Consider the following 19,633-nt stretch of genomic DNA (forward strand, 5'->3'; position numbering starts at 1 on the left):
ACCGGACCGGCTTTTCCTGGGATCGTCTTATGCGGCCTGCTTGGCAGCGGCCTTGCCCTTGGTTTCCGGCTGTCTGGTCGGGATGCGTACTGACACGATGGTGCCCGTCCCTTCCTTGGAGCGGATCTTCAGCGCGCCTCCATGCAACTGCGCCAGGGAGCGCGAGATCGCGAGCCCGAGCCCCGAACCGGTGTGGTTCTTCGAGAACTGGTTCTGCACCTGCTCGAAAGGCCGCCCCAGCTTGCCCAGAGCGGTCTTGGGAATGCCGCAGCCATTGTCCTCGATGGTCAGCATCAGCGCCCCCGCCACGTTGCGGGCGCGCACCGAAATGCGTCCGCCTTCGCCGGTGAACTTCACGGCGTTGGACAACAGGTTGATGGCGATCTGCTTGATGGCGCGGCGGTCGGCGTAGACGCGCATGGAGTCGGCGATCCGTGTCTCCACCGAGATGTTCTTCTGCGCCGCCTGCAGCGAGATGACCTTCACCGTCTCGTGGATGAGCGGGCAGAGGTCGATCTCCTCGCGGTCGACGGAGAACTGGCCGGCCTCGATCTTGGACATGTCGAGAATGTCGTTGATGACGCCCAGCAGATAGGCTCCGCTCGACTGGATGTCGCGTGCGTATTCCTCGTAGCGGTCCGATCCCAGCGGGCCGAACAGTTTCGATTCCATCACCTCGGAGAATCCGATGATGGCATTGAGCGGCGTGCGCAGCTCGTGGCTCATATTGGCGAGGAATTCCGACTTGGCCCGGTTGGCGGCCTCGGCGCGATCCTTTTCGCGCATGTATTTGCGGTTGAGCTCGACCAGTTCCGTCGACCGCTCCTGTTCGGAACGCCGCGCCAGGCTGAGGTCGTGGATGGTCGCCATCAGACGACGCTCGCTGTCGACCAGCTTCTCCTGATGCTGCTTGATCTGCGTGATGTCGGAGCCGACCGACACGGTGCCGCCGTCGCGGGTCCTGAGTTCGTTGACCTGCAGCCAGCGGCCGTCGGCGAGCTGCCGCTCGAAGCTGGCTCCGCCCTTCGGGCCGTTGGCGTTGGCAAGCCGCCGCTCGGAAGCGAAGGCGAGCATCTTGACCTCGAGCTCGGAGCGCGTCGCGCCCGGCATGATGTCGCGGTCCGACAGCCCGTTGTCCTGCTGGTACTTCGAGTTGCACATGACGAGCCGCTGCGCCGCATCCCAGAGCACGAAGGATTCGTTGATGCTCTCGATCGCCGTCCTCAACCGCATGTCCGCGGCCTCCGAGCGCAGCGCCAGATGCCGCTGCTCGGTGACGTCGACGGCGATGCCGATCAACTGGATCTCGGGCGCCTCGGGGTCGATGACCTGCGCGCGGGCGCGTACCCAGACCCATTGCCCGTTGGCGTGGCGCATGCGGAAGACCTGGTCGATCTGGTCGATCTCGCGCGCCACGATGCGCTTGGCCAGCTCGAAGAGGTCGCCGTCGTCCTGGTGGATGATCTCGGCGACTTCGCCGAAGGAGAGCATCGTGTCGTGCGCCCGGTAGCCCAGCATGTCGTACATGGAGCGCGACCAGTACATCTTGCCGCGCACCATGTCCCAGTCCCACAGCCCGCAGCGGCCGCGCACGAGGGCGAGGTCGATGCGCTGGTGCGCTTCGAGATAGATGCGGTCGGCGGCCTGGGCGCGCGCCGCCTGGCTGAAATAGGCGTAGAGGATGACGAGCAGGACGCCCGCCGTCACCACGAACAGCGTGACGTTCATCGACACGATGCTGCGCCATCCGGCGAAGACGACGTCGCGCGGGATCATCACGACCGCCGCGCCTGAGCGGTTCTCTGTGAGATCGAGGGCGGCATACCAGGTGCCGTCGCCGACCCTGACTTCCATGACGCCGGCGCGGTCGCCGAACATGAAGAGGGGCTGGCCACCGAAGACGATGGCGTCCAGGTACTGACCCTTCCACGCTGCCGCGCTTGCGGTCGAGGCGACCACCTTGAAGGAAGCGTCCGTGATGGCGAGCACATGGCCGTCCGCCAGCATGCCGCCCTGTGCCATCTTCTGGATCAGGCGCCGGGCTTCGGCCTCCGCATCGTCGCGTTCACCGTCGACAAGCGTCAGCGCGTTGGCGAGTTCGCCGGCGGCGAGGCCCAGCACCGCCTTGGCATCGCGTTCGACGTCGTCGCGCAGCGCCATCAGCGACAGGAAGCGCACCGAGGCGATGACGATCAGGAAGATGAGGATGAGGACGGGGATCGAGCGCTTCAGCAGAGGCTCCGCAGCAAGCAGACGGCGATAGGCTGGCGCAGCGATGATGCGCGCATTCCCTGCGACATTGTCCCGCCCCTCGTTGTGGCGAGCAAAAGTCGAGCCCTCGGGCGCGCCCAACGCGTCCGCTCCGGCCATGCCGTTCCCCCAAACATTCCTGTTGACGATCCGGCGACACCGCACATCCGAATCATCCATAAGGAATCAAAGGTGATTCGGCTTGTCCAGTGGCAGCCGGCAAAAAGACCGAAAATTGCCGAAATTCCTTCCTGCCAGCCCCTATGCCAGCGTCCGCTCGACGATGTCGCGCAGGTCCGCCGACAAGCCCTCAGTGCCGGAGATCATGAGCAGCGCCTCGCGCGCCTTGCCCTGACGCACCGGCTCCAATGAGCGCCAGGAGCGCAGCGCCGTCGCCAGCCGCGCCGCAAGCTGCGGGTTGCGCGGATCGATCTCCAGGATGGCGCGGGCGAAGAAGTCGTAGCCGGCGCCGTCAGTCCGGTTGAACGCGGTCTGGTTGGCGCTGGCGAAGGTGCCGATCAGCGCGCGCACGCGGTTGGGATTGGTCATGGTGAAGCCGGGATGTCCCGTCAGCGCGCGCACCTTGTCGAGCGTCGCCGCGCCCGGCGCCGTAGCCTGGATCATCAGCCATTTGTCCATGACCAGCGGGTCGGCGTGGTAGCGCTTCTCGAAGGCGGCGAGCGCATCCCTGGCCAGCTTCCCGTCTCCATGCCGGTGGGCGAGCACGGTCAGCGCCGCGGCGCGGTCGGTCATGTTGGTCGCAACGGCGAAGTGGCGGCCGGCAAGCTCGTCACCGCCCGGAAGCAGGGCGAGGTAGTCGAGCAGCGTGTTGCGCAGTGAGCGGCGGCCCGCGCTCGCGGCGTCCGGGCTGAAGCGTCCGTTGAACTCGAGCGCGGCGTAGAGGCGGCGGAAAGCGGTCTCGTTCGAGCGTGCAATCTCGCCAGCCAGCGCGTTGCGCGCAGCCAGGATGATGTCGGGATCGATGCCGCTGCCGATCTCGCGGGCGATGTCGGCCTCGCCGGGCAGCGTCAGCGCCAGCGCCCTGAAGGCATGCTCCAGCCCCTCGTCCGCCGCGATAGCCCCGGCCAGGTCGACGAGTTGGCGAGCGAACTTCGGCGGTTTTCCTCCGAGCCCGCTGCGGAAGGCGGCGATCAGCGCCTCAGTGAGCAGCGTGTTGTAGGCTTGCCAGCGCGAGAACGGGTCGTTGTCGTGGCGGGCGAGGAAGAACTGGTCTTCCTTGCGCTGCTCGACCGACAGCGTCACCGGCGCGGAGAAGCCGCGGTTGAGCGAAAGGGCAGGGCGCTCGGTGATCCCCGGGAAGCGCACCACGTGTCGGCGCTTCTTCACGTGGATGACGCCGTTCTCGACGGCCGCGCCATCTGCCGCGCCATGGGCGATGTCTTTGCCGTCGCTTCCGACCAGCCCGAAGGCAAGCGGTATGTGCATAAGCCGTTTGCGTGCCTCCGACGGCGTCGGCGGCACGGACTGCTCGATCTCGACGACGAATTCGCCTTTCCGCGCATCGTGGGAAGCGGAGACGGTGAGGTTCGGCGTGCCCGCCTGATGATACCAGAGCGCGAACTGCTGGAGATCCTGGCCCGACACATCCTCGAAGACTTTTAGGAAATCCTCGATCGTCGCCGCTTCGCCGTCATGGCGCTCGAAATAGAGATCCATCCCCTTGCGGAAGGTTTCGGCGCCGAGGATCGTCTTGATCATGCGGACGACTTCGGAACCCTTCTCGTAGACGGTTGCCGTGTAGAAATTGTTGATCTCGCGATAGCGGCGTGGCCGGACCGGATGCGCCAGCGGGCCCTGGTCCTCGGGGAACTGGTGGGCGCGGAGCGTTCGCACCTCCGCGATGCGCTTGACCGGGCGCGAGCGCTGGTCAGCCGAGAATTCGTGGTCGCGGAAGACGGTCAACCCTTCCTTCAGACAGAGCTGGAACCAGTCGCGGCAAGTGATTCTATTGCCTGTCCAATTGTGGAAATATTCATGCGCGATGATCGCCTCGATATTGGCGAAGTCCGCGTCGGTTGCGGTCTCGTCGTCGGCCAGCACGTATTTGTCGTTGAAGATGTTGAGGCCCTTGTTCTCCATCGCCCCCATGTTGAAATCGGACACAGCCACGATGTTGAAGATGTCGAGGTCGTATTCGCGGCCGAACACCTCCTCGTCCCAGCGCATCGAGCGCTTCAGCGCGTCCATCGCATAGGCCGCGAGCCGTTCCTTGCCGTGCTCCACGTAGACGCCGAGATCGACCTTGCGGCCGGAGGCGGTGACGAACTCGTCCGTCACGACACCGAGATCGCCGGCGACCAGCGCGAAGAGATAGGACGGTTTGGGGAAGGGGTCGTGCCAGACGGCATAGTGCCAGCCGTCGGCCAGGTCGTCGATCTCCAGCCGGTTGCCGTTGGAGAGAAGCAGCGGAGCCTGGCGCTTCTGCGCCTCGATGCGCACCGTGTAGACCGAGAGGATATCCGGCCGGTCGAGGAAATAGGTGATACGGCGGAACCCTTCGGCCTCGCACTGGGTAGAGTAGACGCCGCTTGTGAGGAATAGGCCCATCAATGCGGAATTGGTCGACGGCGATATTTCCGTTTCCAGCGTCAGCCGGAAATTCTGTGCGGCGGGGGGAGCCGGCACGGTCAACTGGTCGGGCGTCGCCTGGTAGGCGGAAGCGTCCAGCGGCGCGCCGTCGATCTCGATCCTCTTCAGGACGAGGCCGTCCCCGTCAAGGATGAGGGGCGCCTTCTTCGACACGCCTTCCCGTCTTGCGATCGTCAGTTCGGCCGTGACGATTGTCTTGTCCGGGTGCAGCCGGAAGGCGAGGCTAGTGCGCGGAATGAGATAGTCGCTGGGACGGTAGTCCTCGAGCCGGAAAACCTGGCCTGTATCTGTACGCATCTTCTCGCTTTACCCGTCGAATTCCGCGCAGTCCCGTCGCCGCGCCACACCTCCCGTGGAGGTCGCCGCTCTTTACACGATGGCTTTCTATCGACAAAACTGAAAGGTGCTCTATTTCAGGCACGCATCTCAAATCAGTACATGAGGCATAAATGACGGTCGCCACGCCGAAATTCGGAATGGGCGCTTCGGTGCTTCGCCTTGAAGATCAGGCTTTCATCACCGGCAAGGGTCGCTATACCGATGACATCGCCCCAAGCGGCGTGCTCCATGGCTATGTCGTGCGCTCGCCCTTCGCCAATGCCCGCTTCACGATTGCTTCCGTGGAAGCGGCCAAGGCTGCGCCGGGTGTTCATCTGGTTTTGACCGGCGCCGATCTCGGACATCTCCGCGACCTGACGTCGACCTCGATGAAGCGGCAGCCGGACGGCACCAAGGCGCCGACGCGCGACATTCCGATCCTTTGCCGCGACCAGGCGCATTATGTCGGCGACGCGGTCGCCTTCATCGTCGCCGATACGCGCGCGCTGGCCCAGGACGCCGCCGATCTCATCGAGATCGAGTATGACGGCCTCGACGCGGCGGCCGGCACGGCGACCGCGCTCGATCCGGATGCACCGCTCGTCTGGCCGGAGCTCGGCAGCAACCGTGCCTTCACCTACCGTCACGGCGACCGGGCGAAGGCCGACGCCGCCTTCGCGAAGGCTGCGAAAATCACGCGCATCGAATTCCGTAACAATCGCCTCGTGGCAAATTTTGTCGAAACGCGATCGGCGCTTGGCGAGTGGAAGCCCGACGAGGGCCGTTTCGTGCTCACCACGGGATCGCAGGGTGTCCATTCGGTGCAGAAGATCCTGGCAGGCGTGTTCGGGATCGGACGGAAGCAGTTGCGCGTCGTGACGCCGGACGTCGGCGGCGGGTTCGGCACCAAGATATTCGTCTACCGCGAATACGCCCTGGTCATGGAGGCTGCGAAGCGCCTCGGCCGGCCGGTGAAGTGGACGGGCGACCGCAACGAGCATTTTCTCACCGATGCGCAGGGGCGCGACAACGTCGCGGTCGGGCAGATGGCGATGGACGAGAAAGGCCGCTTCCTCGCCCTCAAGGTCGACCTCATCGCCAATATGGGTGCCTATATTTCCCAGTATGGAGCGGAGATCCCGCACACTGGTACGACCATGTCGACCGGTGTCTACGACATACCGGCGCTGGATGTCGAAGTCGTCGGCGTCTACACCAACACCTGTCCCCTCGATGCCTATCGCGGCGCAGGCCGGCCCGAGGCGGCTTTCCTGGTCGAGAAACTGGTCGATGCCTGCGCGCGGGACATGGGGCTCGGACGGGACGAGATACGCCGGCTGAACTTCATCAGGCCGGAGCAGTTCCCCTACCGTACGCCGACCAAGCGCCTCTACGACGTTGGCGAGTTCGACGGGCACATGACGCTCGCCATGGAACATGCCGGTTGGAAGAGCTTCGAGGATCGTCTCGCCGCCTCGAAAAAGGCTGGCAGGATTCGCGGCATCGGCATGGCGACCTACATCGAAGCCTGCGCCTTCCCGGGATCGGAGCCGGCCTTCGTCGAACTCAACGGCGACGGGACCATAACGCTGAAGATCGGCACGCAGACGACAGGCCAGGGCCACGCCACGGCCTATGCCCAGATCGTCGCCGAGAAGCTCGACATCCCGGTGGACAGGATCGTCACGCGCCAGGGCGACACCGACGATCTCGACGAGGGCGAGGGCACCGGCGGGTCGCGCTCCATCCCGCTCGGCGGCGTCTCGGCGTCGCGTGCGGGTGACGCGCTTGCCGAGAAGATCAGGCGCATCGCCGCCGACGAACTGGAGACCTCGTCGCTCGACATCGAGTTGCACGAGGGCGCGGCGCGGATCGTCGGCACCGACCGCTCGATGAGCTATGCGGACATCGCCAAGGCGGCGAAGAAGCCCGACGATCTGCAGGGGATGGGCGAGTTCGTCCAGGACGAGGCCACCTATCCGAACGGCACCCATATCTGCGAGGTCGAGATCGATCCGGAAACCGGGGAGACGGAGGTCGTGGGCTACACGATCGTCGACGATTTCGGCGTCACGGTGAATCCGGTCCTGCTCGCCGGCCAGGTGCATGGCGGCGTCGCGCAGGGCATAGGTCAGGCTCTGTGCGAGGACACCGTCTATGGCGATGACGGGCAGCTCATGACGGCGAGTTTCATGGACTATGCGGTGCCGCGGGCAGACAGTTTCCCGTTCTTCCGTTTCGGCACGCGCAACGTACCGTCGACCACGAACGCCATGGGCATCAAGGGCGCCGGCGAGGCCGGCACGATCGGCGCGGCGCCGGCCGCGCTCAACGCCGTCACCGATGCCTTGTGGCGGGCATACGGCATCGGCCATGTGGAGATGCCGGCCACGCCGGCGCGAATCTGGACGGCGATCCAGTCGGCGACCGGCAATTGAACCCAAGCCACGTCGCCAACCCTCTGGTCGGAATAGGCCTGAAGGTCATTTCGGTGACGGTCTTCGTGGTCATGTCGGCCTTCATCAAGGCCTCGGGCCAGCTCCCGGCCGGACAGATCGTCTTCTTCCGGTCGTTTTTCGCCTTTCTGCCGGTGATGGCCTACCTGGCCTATCGCCGGGAACTGCGCACCGCGATCTATACGAAGAGGCCGCTCGGCCATGTCGTGCGTGGCGTTATCGGTGTCTGCGCGATGGGGCTCTCCTTCTTCGCCCTGACACGCCTCCCGCTGCCCGAAGCCATCACGCTCAACTATGCGCAACCGCTTTTCGTGGTCATGTTCAGCGCCCTGTTTCTCGGCGAGATGGTCCGCGTCTATCGATGGAGCGCGGTCGCGGTAGGACTGGTCGGCGTGGTGATCGTCTCATGGCCGAAATTGTCGCTGCTGAGCGGTGGCGCTCAGATGGACAATGACGAAATCCTCGGCGTGATCGCCGCGCTACTGGCGGCGTCCTTCTCGGCGGCGGCGATGCTGCAGGTCCGAAGCCTGGTGCATTCAGAGAAGAGCGCGGTCATCGTCATCTGGTTCTCGCTGACGGCCAGTGTCGCCGGGCTGATGACGTTTCCGTTCGGATGGCAGCCGATCGATGCCAGCCAGGCGCTGTTCCTGATCATGGCGGGCGTCTGTGGCGGCATCGCCCAGATACTCATGACGGAAGCCTATCGCCATGCCGAGGCTTCCACCGTGGCGCCTTTCGAATACACCTCCATCATCGTCGCGATAACCATCGGCTATCTGGCTTTCGGCGAGTCCCCGACGATCCACATCATCGTCGGCGGGGCGATCGTGATCGGCGCGGGCATCTTCATCGTCTGGCGGGAAAGCCGGCTCGGCATCGAGCGGCGCAGGGCGCGAAAGGCGTCGATCCCGCAATAGGGGGTCAGGACGCGGCTGCCGCCGCCTGCAATGCCCTGGCAGTGGCCTCGTCGGCGGGGAAGAACGATTCGATCGCCAGTTCCGACAGCGTCACGTCGAGCGGCGTGCCGAAAACCGTCGTGGTGCTGATGAATGTCAGGATTTCATTGCCCATGCGAAGCTTCAGCGGGTGGACGATCGCCGCAAGGTTTGCGTCCTGCGCGCGTTGCGTCCGCGGTCCGGACGGATATGACAGCAGTTCCCGCTCCAACTCGGCGAGCACCGGGTCACCCGTGGCGTCCAGCTGACGCTTCAGCCGTTCGATCAGATGGTTGCGCCATTCGAACAGGTTTACGACGCGCGGCGCCAATCCTTGCGGGTGCAGGCTAAGCCTCAGGACATTGACGGGTGGCTGCAGCAGCGCCGGGTCGAGAATGTCGGCGAGCAGCGGCGCGACCGCGGCATTGGCGTCGACCATGTGCCAGTGCCGGTCGAGCGCGATGGCCGGGTTGGGTTCGTGGCCCTTGAGCACTAGACGCACTGCCTGGCGGGCGGCGGCCAGCGAGGGATCATCGAGATTGTGCTCGCCGTAACGTGGGGCGAAGCCGGCCGCGAGCAGCAGATGGTTGCGCTCCCTGAGCGGGATGTCCAACTGGTCGGCGAGATGGAGCACCATGTCGCGAGAGGGCTTTGCGCGGCCGCTTTCAAGGAAGCTCAGATGGCGCTGCGAGATTTCGGCCTCGCTGGCGAGGTCGAGTTGGCTCATGCGCCGCCGCACCCGCCATTCGCGCAGCAGTGCCCCGGGTGAATTCTCAGTCATCAGCATGTTCCAGATGATAGGCGAGCAAGGAAATCACATCTATTACCTCTCGCGTAATCGTCTTTCCAATCAGCGCGAACGATCTTCCTGTCATGCCGGCAAGCAAGCCGGCCCAACAAGAGGAAATCGTCATGTCCTTTACGCTCAGCCCGTTTCACCGCCAGATACTGTTCATCGACGCCGCTGTCAGCGGCGCCGCGGGTCTGCTCATGGTCGCCGGCGCGCCGTTTCTGTCGCCGCTGCTCGGATTGCCTGAAAATCTGATCTTCTGGGCGGGCCTCGCGCTGTTCCCGTTCGTCGCGTTCCTTGTCGCCGTCGCGCGGCGCGGCGAAGCTTCGCGGCTCGTGCTGATCGACATCATCGCGATCAACGCGCTGTGGGTAGCGGCGAGCTTCGGCCTGCTGGCCAGTGGCGCGGTGGCGCCGACCTTGCTCGGATACGCCTTCGTCGTCGCGCAGGCGCTGGCCGTCGCACTACTTGCCGGGCTGCAGCTCGTCGGGCTGCGCCGGACGACGGCGAACGCCTAGGAGAGCGACCGGAGCTTCGCCTTGATCTCCAGGAAATCCCGCCACGCAAGCTTCTTGTGGGCGGGGTTTCTGAGCAGATAGGCCGGATGCAGCGTCGGCATGGCGGGGATCTCCATCCCAGAAGACGTCACATGCACCTTCCAAGTGCCGCGCAGCCTCAACACCCCCTCGGTGACCCGCAAAAGGGTTTTTGCGGAGGGACCACCAAGCGTGACCAGCACCTTCGGATTGGCGAGTTCGATCTGCCTCTCGATGAACGGGCGGCAGATCTCGGTCTCCTGCGGCGTCGGCGTGCGGTTCCCCGGCGGCCGCCAGGGGATGACATTGGCGATGTAGGCCGTCTGCCGGTCGAGCCCGATCGCCGCCAGCATCCGGTCGAGCAACTGGCCGGAACGGCCGACGAAGGGCAGGCCTTCCAGATCCTCGTCACGGCCGGGCGCCTCGCCGACCAGCATGATGTCGGCCTGCGGATTGCCGTCGGCGAAGACCAGGTTCTTCGCGGTGAATTTGAGGTTGCAGCCGTCGAACTCGGCCAGGTGCCCGCGCAGTTCGTCCAGCGTCGCGGCCGTCGCTGCACGCTGCCGGGCCAGCGCAACCTGCCCCTCGTCAGGCACGGCGACGGGCGTCTTCACTGCAGGCGGCGGCATCCTCGGCTCCGGCGAGCGCGATGGAGCGGGCATCGCCCTGGCGGGCTCGGCCTGCCTTGCCAGCGGAGCGGGCTGCGCCTCGCTCACCGCGAAGCGATCGACAGGTTCGTCGGTGAGCGCTTCGTCGACGCCGGCCTCTGCGTAGAAGGCAAGCAACTCGCGCAGGCCGGGCCGATCCTTTTCGAGGGGAAGATCCATGGGCGCGACCATCGGCTCTCATGGCCGCATTTGCAAGGTCAGGAGGAGGGGATGCGGGGATCCTGCACCAGAAAGAACTCCCAGCGCGGGGTGAAATCGGTGATCATGAAATTGAACGACGCGCTGTCGAGATGATCGATCTTCCCCTTGCGGAAAAGCAGGCGGTCATACGGTTCGAAGGCGCGGCTGTACTGGCCGAAACTTTCCGACCAGATGTTGCCGCTGTCGGTGCGGCGCTGGTCGAAGGAAAGGCCGTCGCCGAAGACGCTCGCCTTGCCGAGCTGCTCCTGCAACTCGAATTCGAACTCGATCCAGGGCAGCTCGCTGTTGTTCAGCATCTCGATGCGGACATGCAGGAAGCCGTTGGCATAGCGGCCGGAATAGTCGAATGGCCGGATCGGGCGCACTGTGCGGATGACCATGGTGACCGGAGAGGCCGAGTTCATTTCCTCCCGGATGGTGATCGGATCGTCCTTCGTGCCGGCTCCAGAGACCCCGACGATCCGGAAACCGCCGAGTTCATCCGAGAAGCTGTAGGCGCCCGCCTGCCACTGTTTTGAGGGTGCTTCCTCTGCGGCAACGCGCCCCAGGGTCAGCAGGATCGCCGCAAGGAACGCGGCGGCGCCGGCCATCCTGCCGGGAAGCCGTTGATTTTGCTGCGATACGGAACAGGAGAGCCCGGTCTGCCGCATCGGCTCAGTATGGACGAGAACCTTGCCCCCGAACACTGGAAAAGCGGTTTCACCTCGCACCTGGATAAGCTAAGGAGCCCATGAGCCAGCAAAATGGCCTACCCAAGCAGCCTGAGCGAGCCGATGTGGGGAGCGGAATGAGCGAAATCGAACGTGAAAGCATGGAGTTCGACGTTGTGATCGTCGGGGCGGGACCGGCTGGCCTCGCCGCTGCGATCCGGCTGAAACAGGTGAACCCCGAGCTTTCGGTCGTGGTGCTGGAGAAGGGCGCCGAGGTCGGCGCCCACATCCTGTCCGGCGCGGTGGTCGACCCGATCGGTATCGACCGGCTGCTGCCCGGCTGGCGCGACGAAGCCGACCATCCGTTCAAGACGCCGGTCACCGACGATCATTTCCTCGTGCTCGGACCGGCGGGTTCCTTCCGCCTGCCGAACTTCCTGATGCCGCCGCTGATGAACAACCACGGCAACTACGCCGTGTCGCTCGGCAATGTCTGCCGCTGGCTGGCCGGCAAGGCCGAGGCGCTTGGCGTCGAGATTTATCCGGGCTTCGCCGCCGCGGGCCTTCTCTACAATGACGCAGGCGCCGTGACCGGGGTCTACACCGGTGACATGGGCATCGAGCGTGATGGTTCGCACGGTCCGGGCTACGCCCCGGGCATGGCGCTGATGGGCAAATATGTGCTCATCGGCGAGGGCGCGCGGGGCTCGCTCGCCAAGCAGCTCATCGCCAAGTTCAATCTTTCGGACGGTCGCGAGCCGGGCAAATACGGCATCGGCCTGAAGGAACTCTGGGAGGTCGCTCCCGAGAAGCACAGGCCGGGTCTCGTGCAGCACTCCTTCGGCTGGCCGCTCGACATGAAGACCGGCGGCGGTTCCTTCCTCTATCACCTCGAGGACAACCAGGTGGCGGTCGGCTTCGTGCTCCACCTCAACTACAAGAATCCCTGGATTTCGCCGTTTGAGGAATTCCAGCGCTTCAAGACGCATCCCGCGATCCGCGACACGTTCGAGGGTGGCAAGCGCATCTCCTACGGCGCGCGCGCCATCACCGAGGGCGGCTGGCAGTCGGTGCCGAAGCTTTCCTTCCCTGGCGGCGCGCTGATCGGCTGCTCGGCCGGCTTCGTCAACGTGCCGCGCATCAAGGGATCGCACAATGCGGTGCTATCCGGCATGCTCGCTGCCGAGCATGTCGCCAAGGCGCTCGGCGACGGCCGCGCCAATGACGAGCTGACCGCCTACGAGGATGCCTGGCGCGACAGCGACATCGGCAAGGATCTGAAGAAGGTCCGCAACGTGAAGCCGCTCTGGTCGCGCTTCGGCACCGTGCTCGGCGTCGGCCTCGGCGGGCTGGACATGTGGCTGAACACGCTGTTCGGCGTCTCGCTGTTCGGCACCTTGAAGCATGGCAAGGCCGACTACGCCACGCTAGACCCAGCCTCCAAGCACAAGAGGATCGTCTATCCGAAGGCGGACGGGGTCCTGACCTTCGACCGGCTGTCCTCGGTGTTCCTGTCGAACACCAATCACGAGGAGAACCAGCCGATCCATCTGCAGGTGAAGGACATGGCGCTGCAGGTGCGCTCCGAGCACGACGTGTTCGCAGGCCCATCGACGCGCTACTGCCCTGCTGCGGTCTATGAATGGGTCGATGCGGACGGCAATGCTGCGGCCGATCCTTCGGCCAAGGACGTGCGCTTCGTGATCAACGCGCAGAACTGCGTCCACTGCAAGACGTGCGACATCAAGGACCCCAACCAGAACATCAACTGGGTGCCGCCGCAAGGCGGCGAAGGACCGGTCTACCCGAACATGTGAGGCGACCGGGCTGAGGGGCCTGATCGACGCGCTGACAGGACCCTGACGCTACTCGGCCAGCGACGCGGTAGCGGTCAGCGGGTCGTCGGCTTCGGGATCGGCAGGCTCAAGCGAGAATTCGAGCAGCACCGGCAGATGATCGGAGCCGACGGGTTCCAGCGTGGCGACCGAGTGCACGATCACCGCGCCCTTGGCGAATATCCGGTCGATAGGCAATCCCGCGAAGCGCAGGAATTCCGGCAGACGGTGGTGGATCCAGGTCGGACCGGCGGGGCCGACCGGCGCCATGCCGGAGGCGGCGGCGATGCGCGCCGATGCTGCGCTCCACGGCGTTGCGTTGAGGTCGCCGGCGAGGATCGCCGTCTCCGCCATGGCCGCCAGCATGGGCGCTCTCCGATCGATCTGGCTGGACTGGCTGAACGGCCATGGCCAATGCAGATGGAGCGCGCCGACGTCGACGTGCGTACCGCCGAAGTCGACGGTGGCGGTGGCCATGGTTCCGCCGTCCAGGCATTGGGCCTCGATGCCCTCGGCAAGGGGCCTTAGCGACAGGATGGCGACGCCGCCGGCACCGCTGTCTCCCGCGCAGACGATGCGGTAGGGATAGGCGCTCGACAGAAGCGAAAGCTTTTCCGCCCACATGGCGGACACCTCGTTCAGTGTCACCACGTCGGGACGCGTGCGCCCGATCAGCGACAGAACTTTCCCGGGCTCCGGGTTGTCGTAGCGCAGGTTGAGATGCAGCAGCCGGTAGACCGGGCTGAGCGGATCAGCAGGCTGGTGGGAGGCCTGGACCGGGCCGGCGCCCGGCAGCGACGCGCCGGTGACGGTCAGGATGGCTGCACTGCCGAACAGGGCGGCGAGGAATCCATGCCAGCGGAACGAGCGGGCGAGGAGCAGCGGAAGCGCCGCGACCAGGAGCAGCACGGCGAGATGGACGCGGAAATGCGCCAGGGAATCGAAGGCCGGATGCAGCCGCCCGAAAAAACCACCCACGAGCGGCAGCGACAGCAGGACCGTCACCCAGAAGGCGACGAGGGTAATCGTGCGGTTCACGGTCTTCCCATCCATTGGCGCCTTGTTCTGCAGGATTGCGGCCCAATCAAGATGGGTGGCCGTCTACCTACTGGAAGGCGGTCTCGGCAAAGCTCCTGAGCTTGCGCGAATGCAGCCGCTCCTTGGGCATTTCGGCGAGCTTCTCCAGGGCGCGTATGCCTATGGTGAGATGCTGGGCGACCTGACGCTTGTAGAATTCGGACGCCATGCCGGGCAGCTTCAACTCGCCGTGCAGCGGCTTGTCCGACACGCAGAGCAGCGTCCCGTAGGGCACGCGGAAACGGAAGCCGTTGGCGGCTATCGTCGCCGATTCCATGTCGAGAGCGATGGCACGCGATTGCGACAGACGTTGCACGGGGCCGCGCTGGTCCCGCAGTTCCCAGTTGCGGTTGTCGATGGTGGCGACCGTGCCGGTGCGCATGATGCGCTTGAGGTCGTAGCCGGCAAGCCCGGTAACCTCGGCGACCGCCTCCTCCAGCGCGACCTGCACTTCTGCGAGCGCCGGGATCGGGATCCAGACCGGCAGGTCGTCGTCCAGCACGTGGTCCTCGCGCACATAGGCGTGCGCCAGCACGTAGTCGCCGAGCGCCTGAGTGTTACGCAGGCCGGCGCAGTGACCGAGCATCAGCCATGCATGGGGCCTGAGCACCGCTATGTGGTCGGTGATTGTCTTGGCGTTGGAGGGGCCGACGCCGATATTGACCATGGTGATGCCGTCATGGCCCGCCTTCTTCAGGTGATAGGCCGGCATCTGGGGCATGCGCGTCAGCGTCGAGCCTTCGAGCGGCTGGTCCTCGCCAGCCGGCGTTGTGATGTTGCCTGGCTCGACGAAGAACTCGTAGCCGCCACCGCCCTTGGCCATCAGCTCGCGCGCGAGAATGCAGAACTCGTCGATGTAGAACTGGTAGTTGGTGAACAGCACGAAGTTCTGGAAATGCTCGGGGCTGGTCGCCGTGTAATGGGCGAGCCGGTGCAGCGAGTAGTCGATGCGCTGCGCGGTGAAAGGCGCCAGCGGCCGCGCCTCGCCGGGAACGATCTCGAACGTGCCGTTGGCGATATGGTCGTCGGTTCCGTCGAGGTCCGGCACGTCGAAGAGGTCGCGGATCGGCCGCTGGATGCGGTCGGCAATCGCGCCGTCGACATAGGTCCCTTCGAGGAAGGCGAAGTGCAGCGGGATGGGGGTTTCCGACTCGGATACGACGACCGGCACGCCGTGATTGCGCATGATCAGGCGCAGCTGTTCGTTCAGGTAGCTCTCGAAAAGGTCGGGGCGTGTGACGGTGGTCGAGAAATGCCCCGGTATGGGCATGTGGCCATAGGCCTGGCGCGAGTCGACCTGGCTGTAGGACGATGTGGTCAGGCCGACCTCGGGGTAGAATGCCCGGTATCTTTTGTTTGGATCGCCGCCTTCGGCAAGTCCGGCGAAGGAGTCGCGCAGGAACCTGGTATTACGGCTGTAGAGTTCCCTCAGGGTCGCGACTGCCTCGGCCGCGTCGGTGAAGCTCTTGCGCCCGAACGGTTCGGGCGAGACGACTGATTCTATGGGTTCGGGATAGATTCGCTTTTCCATGACCCAGTATAATGGGCCTTTGTGACGGTTGGGAGAGCCTGCCTCAGAAATCGGCAGGCCAGGCCTCCGGGCCCCTCCCGTGCTCAGGCGCGCTGCAGGCTGACCATCAGCACGAAGCCGGCGCCGGTCTTCTTCAGCGCGGGAGCCTCGATCGTGGTCTGGTCGGCAGCCCGCAGGCTCGGCACCATCAGGATCGGCGCGGAGATCGCCAATATCACCACCATGGCCCGAGGCAGCAGCCTGAGGCATTTGAGGGTCGTTTCAAGGTGGCGGGTCATGGTTTTCACTGCGCTTTCGTTGGTCTGTGTCTCTGAGGTCAGTCTTGGTTCACGGATCGGCAGAAGATTTTCGGTGTCAGGAGGCAGGAAGCGCCGCTCTGGTAGTGGTGGCCCGATCGGCTGGCTTCCGCGACCAGGATGGCAAAGACCATGCCGAAGAGGGTCACTAGCAGGCAGACGATCGTGAAGCGGCGGGCGAGCATTTCGGTCTCCTTCGATGCGAGGGAGAATGCGCGCGGGCGGCTGAACCGGCTCTGAGAAGGCCGTTCATCGTGCGTTCAATTTTATTGACCGGCGTTAACGCCTTGGCGGACTTGCGTTTCGCGAGGGCGGTCCTATGTCCGGGTAGCCTTTCCAAGCAGCAGCGGAGACCGCCTGATGACCACGCAGACGAAGCCGATCGAACTCTATTACTGGCCGACCCCGAACGGCTGGAAAGTCACCATCATGCTGGAGGAACTCGGCGTTCCCTACGAGGTCAAGTACATCAACATCGGCAAGGGTGAGCAGTTCGAGCCGTCATTCCTGAAGATCGCCCCGAACAACCGCATGCCGGCGATCATCGATCCCGAGGGGCCGGGCGGAGAGCCGCTCTCCATCTTCGAATCCGGCGCGATCCTGCAATATCTCGGCCGCAAGTTCGGAAAGTTCTATCCAGCCGAGGAGCGCGCCAGGGTCGACGTAGAACAGTGGCTTTTCTGGCAGGTCGGCGGGCTCGGTCCCATGGCCGGGCAGGCGCATCACTTCCGGAACTATGCGCCTGAGAAGGTTCCCTATGCGATCAAGCGCTACACCGACGAGGTGAACAGGCTTTACGGCGTCATGAACAAGCGTCTGGCGGACCGGGAGTTCCTGGCCGGCGACTATTCGATCGCTGACATGGCCTCTGTCGGCTGGACGAGATCCTACAAGAACCAGGGCCAGGAGATCGAGGACTTCCCGCATCTGAAGCGGTGGTTCGATGCGCTCCATGCGCGCCCGGCAGTCGAACGGGCCATCGCGGTCGGGCAGGAACGGCGCAACAACCTCGCCGACGATAAGGAAGCGCAAAAGGTGCTGTTCGGACAGCGCGCAAGAGCCTAGCGACCAATCATGGGCGGAAAGTCGGGCGGCCCCGCGCCGCCCTACTGCCGCTTCCAGTTCTGCGAACGGCAGATCAGTCCACCGAAAACGCAGCCGCTCATCTTGAGCGAGTTGCCTGAGAGCGTTCCCTTGCCTGAATAGGTCTTGTCGGTCTCTGGGTCGGTTATGTTGCCGGAATACTGGTTATCGCCGTCGGCCTTGAACTTGCCGATGCTTTTGCCCGCGAATTTGCCGGACGCGAGCTTGATACAGAAGCTGGAGCCGCAGCCCGAGATCGCGGCGATGGAGCCCTTGTCGGTCCGCCAGTTGCCTTCGATCGGATCTGCGTAGGCCGATCCAGCTATTACTGCCGAAGCCGCGATCGCTAGGCTCAATCTACGAAACATTTCGTCCTCCCGGGCTCCGCGTTGTCGCGCCAGCTCCGCCAAATTACGCCAAACCAGCGGGATGCGGAAGCAATCGTCTTCGCAATGACGGCGCATGCTCCGTCTCGCGTGGTTATCAAAGGCTTGCCGCCGGTCATGCGGATTTTAAGCACCTTTTCGCGAAAGCCGCGCAGGGCCGCGCTTCGTATCCTTAATGATTTCCGGCATTTACCTCCTGTTTGAACTTTGTTTGTCGCAAATTAAGCAAGCCATTTAACGACGGATTCAAGGCTGGCCGGCCATCCTTCGAAGCATCGGAAGAGCAGCCCGGGGACACAAAAGGGAGCCGCTCTCTGGAGTTGTGACAGGGGATAAAAATGGCACGATTTGAAATGCTTGAGCAGGGTTTCGGTAGCGCTGGCGCGCAGGCGGACATCCTTTTCGAACTGGGCATGATGTATGCGACCGGCCGCGACTGCGACACCGACATCGTCGCCGCCCACAAATGGTTCAACATCGCCGCGATCAAGGGCTCGGTCCGCGCGGCGGAACTGCGCTCGGAACTGTCGGCCACGATGTCGAAGGCCGATATCGCCAAGGCGCTGCGCGAAGCGCGCGAGTGGATGACGATGCACTGATCTCCGGGTCAGGCGATGAATTGGCCGAGGCCGCGAAGACGGCCCGGCCGGCAAAAGACGCGGGTCAACCCGCGCTGTGACGACAGGGCAGAGGCGATGCCGGGGCGTGGGGACGACCCGGCGGCAACCACCAAAAGGCCGCGATCGGACAAAGAGCCGGCGCGGCCTTTCGCGTTTGGATGCGGCATCGTCCGTTGGCGCCGCCGCTCAATTGCGTGGATCGTCTTGCATTCCGCAATAATTTCACTCACCATTTTCGGGTCATCAGGGGGAGAAGCTCGAATGAAACTCACGACAATCATCGGTGCCGCGGCACTTGGCCTTGCGTTCGGCGCGCAGGGCGCCCGCGCCCAGGAAGATATCGTCATCGCGGTCGCCGGCCCGATCACCGGGCAGCTCGCGACCATCGGCGACCAGTTCAAGACGGGCGCACAGGCCGCTGCCGACGCCATCAATGCGGCGGGCGGCGTAAACGGCCGCCAGATCAAGCTTTCTATCCAGGATGACGTCTGCGATCCGAAACAGGCGGTCTCGGTTGCCAACCGCATCGTGGCGGAAGGCATCAAGTTCATCGATGGGCACGCTTGCTCGGGCTCGAGCATACCGGCGTCCGCGGTCTATGCGGAAGCGGGCGTGCTGATGATGAGCCCGGCTTCCTCGAATCCGGTGCTCACCGATGCTGCCGCCGAGAGCGGCTGGCCGACGATCATGCGCCTCTACACGCGCGATGATGCGCAGGGCGCATTCATCGGGCCGTGGATCGCCGAGAAGTACAAGGACAAGAACGTCGTCATCCTGCACGACAAGAGCGCTTACGGTCAGGGTGTCGCCGATGCGGTGAAGGCGACGATGAACACCAGCGGCCTGAACGAGGTCATGTACGAAGGCATCAATGCCGGCGACAAGGACTATTCCGCGCTGGTGACCAAGATGAAGGAACTCAAGGCCGACGTTGTCTATTTCGGCGGCTACCACCCCGAGGCCGGCCTGATCCTGCGCCAGTCCGCCGAGCAGGGCTTCAAGTTCCAGCTGATCATGCCCGACTCGATCGCCTCGCCGGAATTCTGGCAGGTTGCCGGGCCGGCGGGCGAGGGCACCATGTTCGTCTTCCCGTCGGACCCGCAGTCCAAGCCCGAGGCCAAGGAAGCGGTCGAGAAGATCAAGGCCAGCGGCTTCGTGCCGGAAGGCTTCACCCTGTTTTCCTATGCCGTGGTCCAGGCCGTGGCCCAGGGTATCGAGCGCGCCGGCACGGACGATCCGATGAAGGTCGCCGAAGCGCTCAAGAACGGCGAGCCGATCAGCACGGTCGTCGGCCAGATCACGTTCGACGAGAAGGGTGACATCAAGGATGCCACTTACGACATCAACCAGTGGCATGACGGGCAGTACGCGCCGATCAAGCCATAATCCGA

At 64.4% G+C, this 19,633-nt stretch carries 17 protein-coding genes; 7 read left to right on the forward strand and 10 right to left on the reverse strand.

The annotated features are described in order from the left end of the window. Positions 1 to 27: 27 nt before the first annotated feature. Together D8676_RS12865 and pepN are read right to left on the reverse strand one after the other, a co-directional pair. Positions 28 to 2,370, reverse strand: coding sequence for a PAS domain-containing sensor histidine kinase (locus D8676_RS12865; RefSeq protein ID WP_121581292.1), 2,343 nt, complete (start codon positions 2,368 to 2,370; stop codon positions 28 to 30). 141 nt (positions 2,371 to 2,511) lie between these two features. Further along, the gene (gene pepN, locus D8676_RS12870; protein ID WP_121581293.1) at positions 2,512 to 5,157 is read right to left on the reverse strand and encodes an aminopeptidase N; all 2,646 of its coding nucleotides are present in this window, start codon (positions 5,155 to 5,157) and stop codon (positions 2,512 to 2,514) included. Between the two features lie 152 nt (positions 5,158 to 5,309). Between pepN and D8676_RS12875 the strand changes: the two genes are divergently transcribed. Then, on the forward strand, positions 5,310 to 7,616 hold the full coding sequence (locus tag D8676_RS12875) for a xanthine dehydrogenase family protein molybdopterin-binding subunit (protein WP_121581294.1): 2,307 nt from the start codon (positions 5,310 to 5,312) through the stop codon (positions 7,614 to 7,616). Beyond that, a complete protein-coding gene (locus tag D8676_RS12880; RefSeq protein ID WP_245426776.1) occupies positions 7,613 to 8,551 on the forward strand; it encodes a DMT family transporter in 939 nt (312 codons plus the stop codon). The genes D8676_RS12875 and D8676_RS12880 overlap by 4 nt, the downstream gene beginning before the upstream one ends. Before the next feature lie 4 nt (positions 8,552 to 8,555). Here the strand turns inward: D8676_RS12880 and D8676_RS12885 are convergent, their stop codons facing one another. Next, on the reverse strand, positions 8,556 to 9,350 hold the full coding sequence (locus D8676_RS12885) for a helix-turn-helix transcriptional regulator (protein ID WP_121581296.1): 795 nt from the start codon (positions 9,348 to 9,350) through the stop codon (positions 8,556 to 8,558). Between the two features lie 92 nt (positions 9,351 to 9,442). Between D8676_RS12885 and D8676_RS12890 the strand changes: the two genes are divergently transcribed. Next, a complete protein-coding gene (locus D8676_RS12890; protein WP_245426778.1) occupies positions 9,443 to 9,877 on the forward strand; it encodes a hypothetical protein in 435 nt (144 codons plus the stop codon). Here D8676_RS12890 and D8676_RS12895 read toward each other — a convergent pair. Beyond that, positions 9,874 to 10,722 carry a uracil-DNA glycosylase gene (locus tag D8676_RS12895; protein ID WP_121581608.1) on the reverse strand — a complete coding sequence of 283 codons (849 nt, stop codon included), beginning with the start codon at positions 10,720 to 10,722 and terminating at the stop codon, positions 9,874 to 9,876. The genes D8676_RS12890 and D8676_RS12895 overlap by 4 nt on opposite strands. A 38-nt stretch (positions 10,723 to 10,760) precedes the next feature. Next, positions 10,761 to 11,354, reverse strand: a complete 594-nt coding sequence (locus tag D8676_RS12900) for a hypothetical protein (RefSeq protein ID WP_121581298.1) — start codon at positions 11,352 to 11,354, stop codon at positions 10,761 to 10,763. Between the two features lie 197 nt (positions 11,355 to 11,551). Here D8676_RS12900 and D8676_RS12905 point away from each other — a divergent pair, with 197 nt between their 5' ends. Then, entirely contained in the window at positions 11,552 to 13,231 is a 1,680-nt protein-coding gene (locus D8676_RS12905; RefSeq protein WP_121581299.1) for an electron transfer flavoprotein-ubiquinone oxidoreductase, read from the forward strand. 48 nt (positions 13,232 to 13,279) lie between these two features. Here D8676_RS12905 and D8676_RS12910 read toward each other — a convergent pair whose 3' ends face one another. From D8676_RS12910 to D8676_RS27325, 4 genes are all read right to left on the reverse strand, one after another. Continuing rightward, positions 13,280 to 14,302 (reverse strand): endonuclease/exonuclease/phosphatase family protein, encoded by a 1,023-nt coding sequence (locus tag D8676_RS12910; RefSeq protein ID WP_121581300.1) that lies wholly within the window; start codon positions 14,300 to 14,302, stop codon positions 13,280 to 13,282. Positions 14,303 to 14,354: 52 nt separating this feature from the next. Then, complete coding sequence (locus D8676_RS12915; protein ID WP_121581301.1) at positions 14,355 to 15,857, reverse strand: AMP nucleosidase; 1,503 nt, start codon at positions 15,855 to 15,857, stop codon at positions 14,355 to 14,357. An 83-nt stretch (positions 15,858 to 15,940) separates the two neighbouring features. Then, a complete protein-coding gene (locus tag D8676_RS12920) occupies positions 15,941 to 16,135 on the reverse strand; it encodes a hypothetical protein (RefSeq protein WP_121581302.1) in 195 nt (64 codons plus the stop codon). A 38-nt stretch (positions 16,136 to 16,173) separates the two neighbouring features. Then, positions 16,174 to 16,338: a hypothetical protein gene (locus D8676_RS27325; RefSeq protein WP_183097085.1), complete on the reverse strand. Its 165-nt coding sequence runs from the start codon at positions 16,336 to 16,338 to the stop codon at positions 16,174 to 16,176. Between the two features lie 175 nt (positions 16,339 to 16,513). On the opposite strand from D8676_RS27325, the gene D8676_RS12925 reads away from it, so the two are divergent. Further along, complete coding sequence (locus D8676_RS12925; RefSeq protein WP_121581303.1) at positions 16,514 to 17,218, forward strand: glutathione S-transferase N-terminal domain-containing protein; 705 nt, start codon at positions 16,514 to 16,516, stop codon at positions 17,216 to 17,218. 41 nt (positions 17,219 to 17,259) lie between these two features. Here the strand turns inward: D8676_RS12925 and D8676_RS12930 are convergent, their stop codons facing one another. Continuing rightward, positions 17,260 to 17,604, reverse strand: a complete 345-nt coding sequence (locus D8676_RS12930) for a DUF2147 domain-containing protein (RefSeq protein ID WP_121581304.1) — start codon at positions 17,602 to 17,604, stop codon at positions 17,260 to 17,262. 356 nt (positions 17,605 to 17,960) lie between these two features. On the opposite strand from D8676_RS12930, the gene D8676_RS12935 reads away from it, so the two are divergent. After that, positions 17,961 to 18,221 carry a sel1 repeat family protein gene (locus D8676_RS12935; RefSeq protein WP_121581305.1) on the forward strand — a complete coding sequence of 87 codons (261 nt, stop codon included), beginning with the start codon at positions 17,961 to 17,963 and terminating at the stop codon, positions 18,219 to 18,221. 282 nt (positions 18,222 to 18,503) lie between these two features. Beyond that, on the forward strand, positions 18,504 to 19,628 hold the full coding sequence (locus D8676_RS12940; RefSeq protein WP_121581306.1) for an ABC transporter substrate-binding protein: 1,125 nt from the start codon (positions 18,504 to 18,506) through the stop codon (positions 19,626 to 19,628). The last annotated feature ends 5 nt before the right edge of the window (positions 19,629 to 19,633 follow it).

It is taken from the genome of Mesorhizobium sp. YM1C-6-2 (genome assembly GCF_003666685.1).
Taxonomy (GTDB): Bacteria; Pseudomonadota; Alphaproteobacteria; order Rhizobiales; family Rhizobiaceae; genus Mesorhizobium_K.

What these genes read in the sequence shown, in the direction of transcription:
- D8676_RS12875 (WP_121581294.1), top strand. Translation starts at nt 5,310, where the DNA reads ATGACGGTCGCCACGCCGAAATTCGGAATGGGCGCTTCGGTGCTTCGC.
- D8676_RS12865 (WP_121581292.1), bottom strand. Translation starts at nt 2,370, where the DNA reads ATGGCCGGAGCGGACGCGTTGGGCGCGCCCGAGGGCTCGACTTTTGCT.
- D8676_RS12905 (WP_121581299.1), top strand. Translation starts at nt 11,552, where the DNA reads ATGAGCGAAATCGAACGTGAAAGCATGGAGTTCGACGTTGTGATCGTC.
- D8676_RS12930 (WP_121581304.1), bottom strand. Translation starts at nt 17,604, where the DNA reads ATGTTTCGTAGATTGAGCCTAGCGATCGCGGCTTCGGCAGTAATAGCT.
- D8676_RS12895 (WP_121581608.1), bottom strand. Translation starts at nt 10,722, where the DNA reads ATGGATCTTCCCCTCGAAAAGGATCGGCCCGGCCTGCGCGAGTTGCTT.
- D8676_RS12890 (WP_245426778.1), top strand. Translation starts at nt 9,443, where the DNA reads ATGCCGGCAAGCAAGCCGGCCCAACAAGAGGAAATCGTCATGTCCTTT.
- D8676_RS27325 (WP_183097085.1), bottom strand. Translation starts at nt 16,338, where the DNA reads ATGCTCGCCCGCCGCTTCACGATCGTCTGCCTGCTAGTGACCCTCTTC.
- D8676_RS12935 (WP_121581305.1), top strand. Translation starts at nt 17,961, where the DNA reads ATGGCACGATTTGAAATGCTTGAGCAGGGTTTCGGTAGCGCTGGCGCG.
- D8676_RS12940 (WP_121581306.1), top strand. Translation starts at nt 18,504, where the DNA reads ATGAAACTCACGACAATCATCGGTGCCGCGGCACTTGGCCTTGCGTTC.
- D8676_RS12920 (WP_121581302.1), bottom strand. Translation starts at nt 16,135, where the DNA reads ATGACCCGCCACCTTGAAACGACCCTCAAATGCCTCAGGCTGCTGCCT.
- D8676_RS12900 (WP_121581298.1), bottom strand. Translation starts at nt 11,354, where the DNA reads ATGGCCGGCGCCGCCGCGTTCCTTGCGGCGATCCTGCTGACCCTGGGG.
- D8676_RS12885 (WP_121581296.1), bottom strand. Translation starts at nt 9,350, where the DNA reads ATGACTGAGAATTCACCCGGGGCACTGCTGCGCGAATGGCGGGTGCGG.
- D8676_RS12910 (WP_121581300.1), bottom strand. Translation starts at nt 14,302, where the DNA reads ATGGATGGGAAGACCGTGAACCGCACGATTACCCTCGTCGCCTTCTGG.
- pepN (WP_121581293.1), bottom strand. Translation starts at nt 5,157, where the DNA reads ATGCGTACAGATACAGGCCAGGTTTTCCGGCTCGAGGACTACCGTCCC.
- D8676_RS12915 (WP_121581301.1), bottom strand. Translation starts at nt 15,857, where the DNA reads ATGGAAAAGCGAATCTATCCCGAACCCATAGAATCAGTCGTCTCGCCC.
- D8676_RS12925 (WP_121581303.1), top strand. Translation starts at nt 16,514, where the DNA reads ATGACCACGCAGACGAAGCCGATCGAACTCTATTACTGGCCGACCCCG.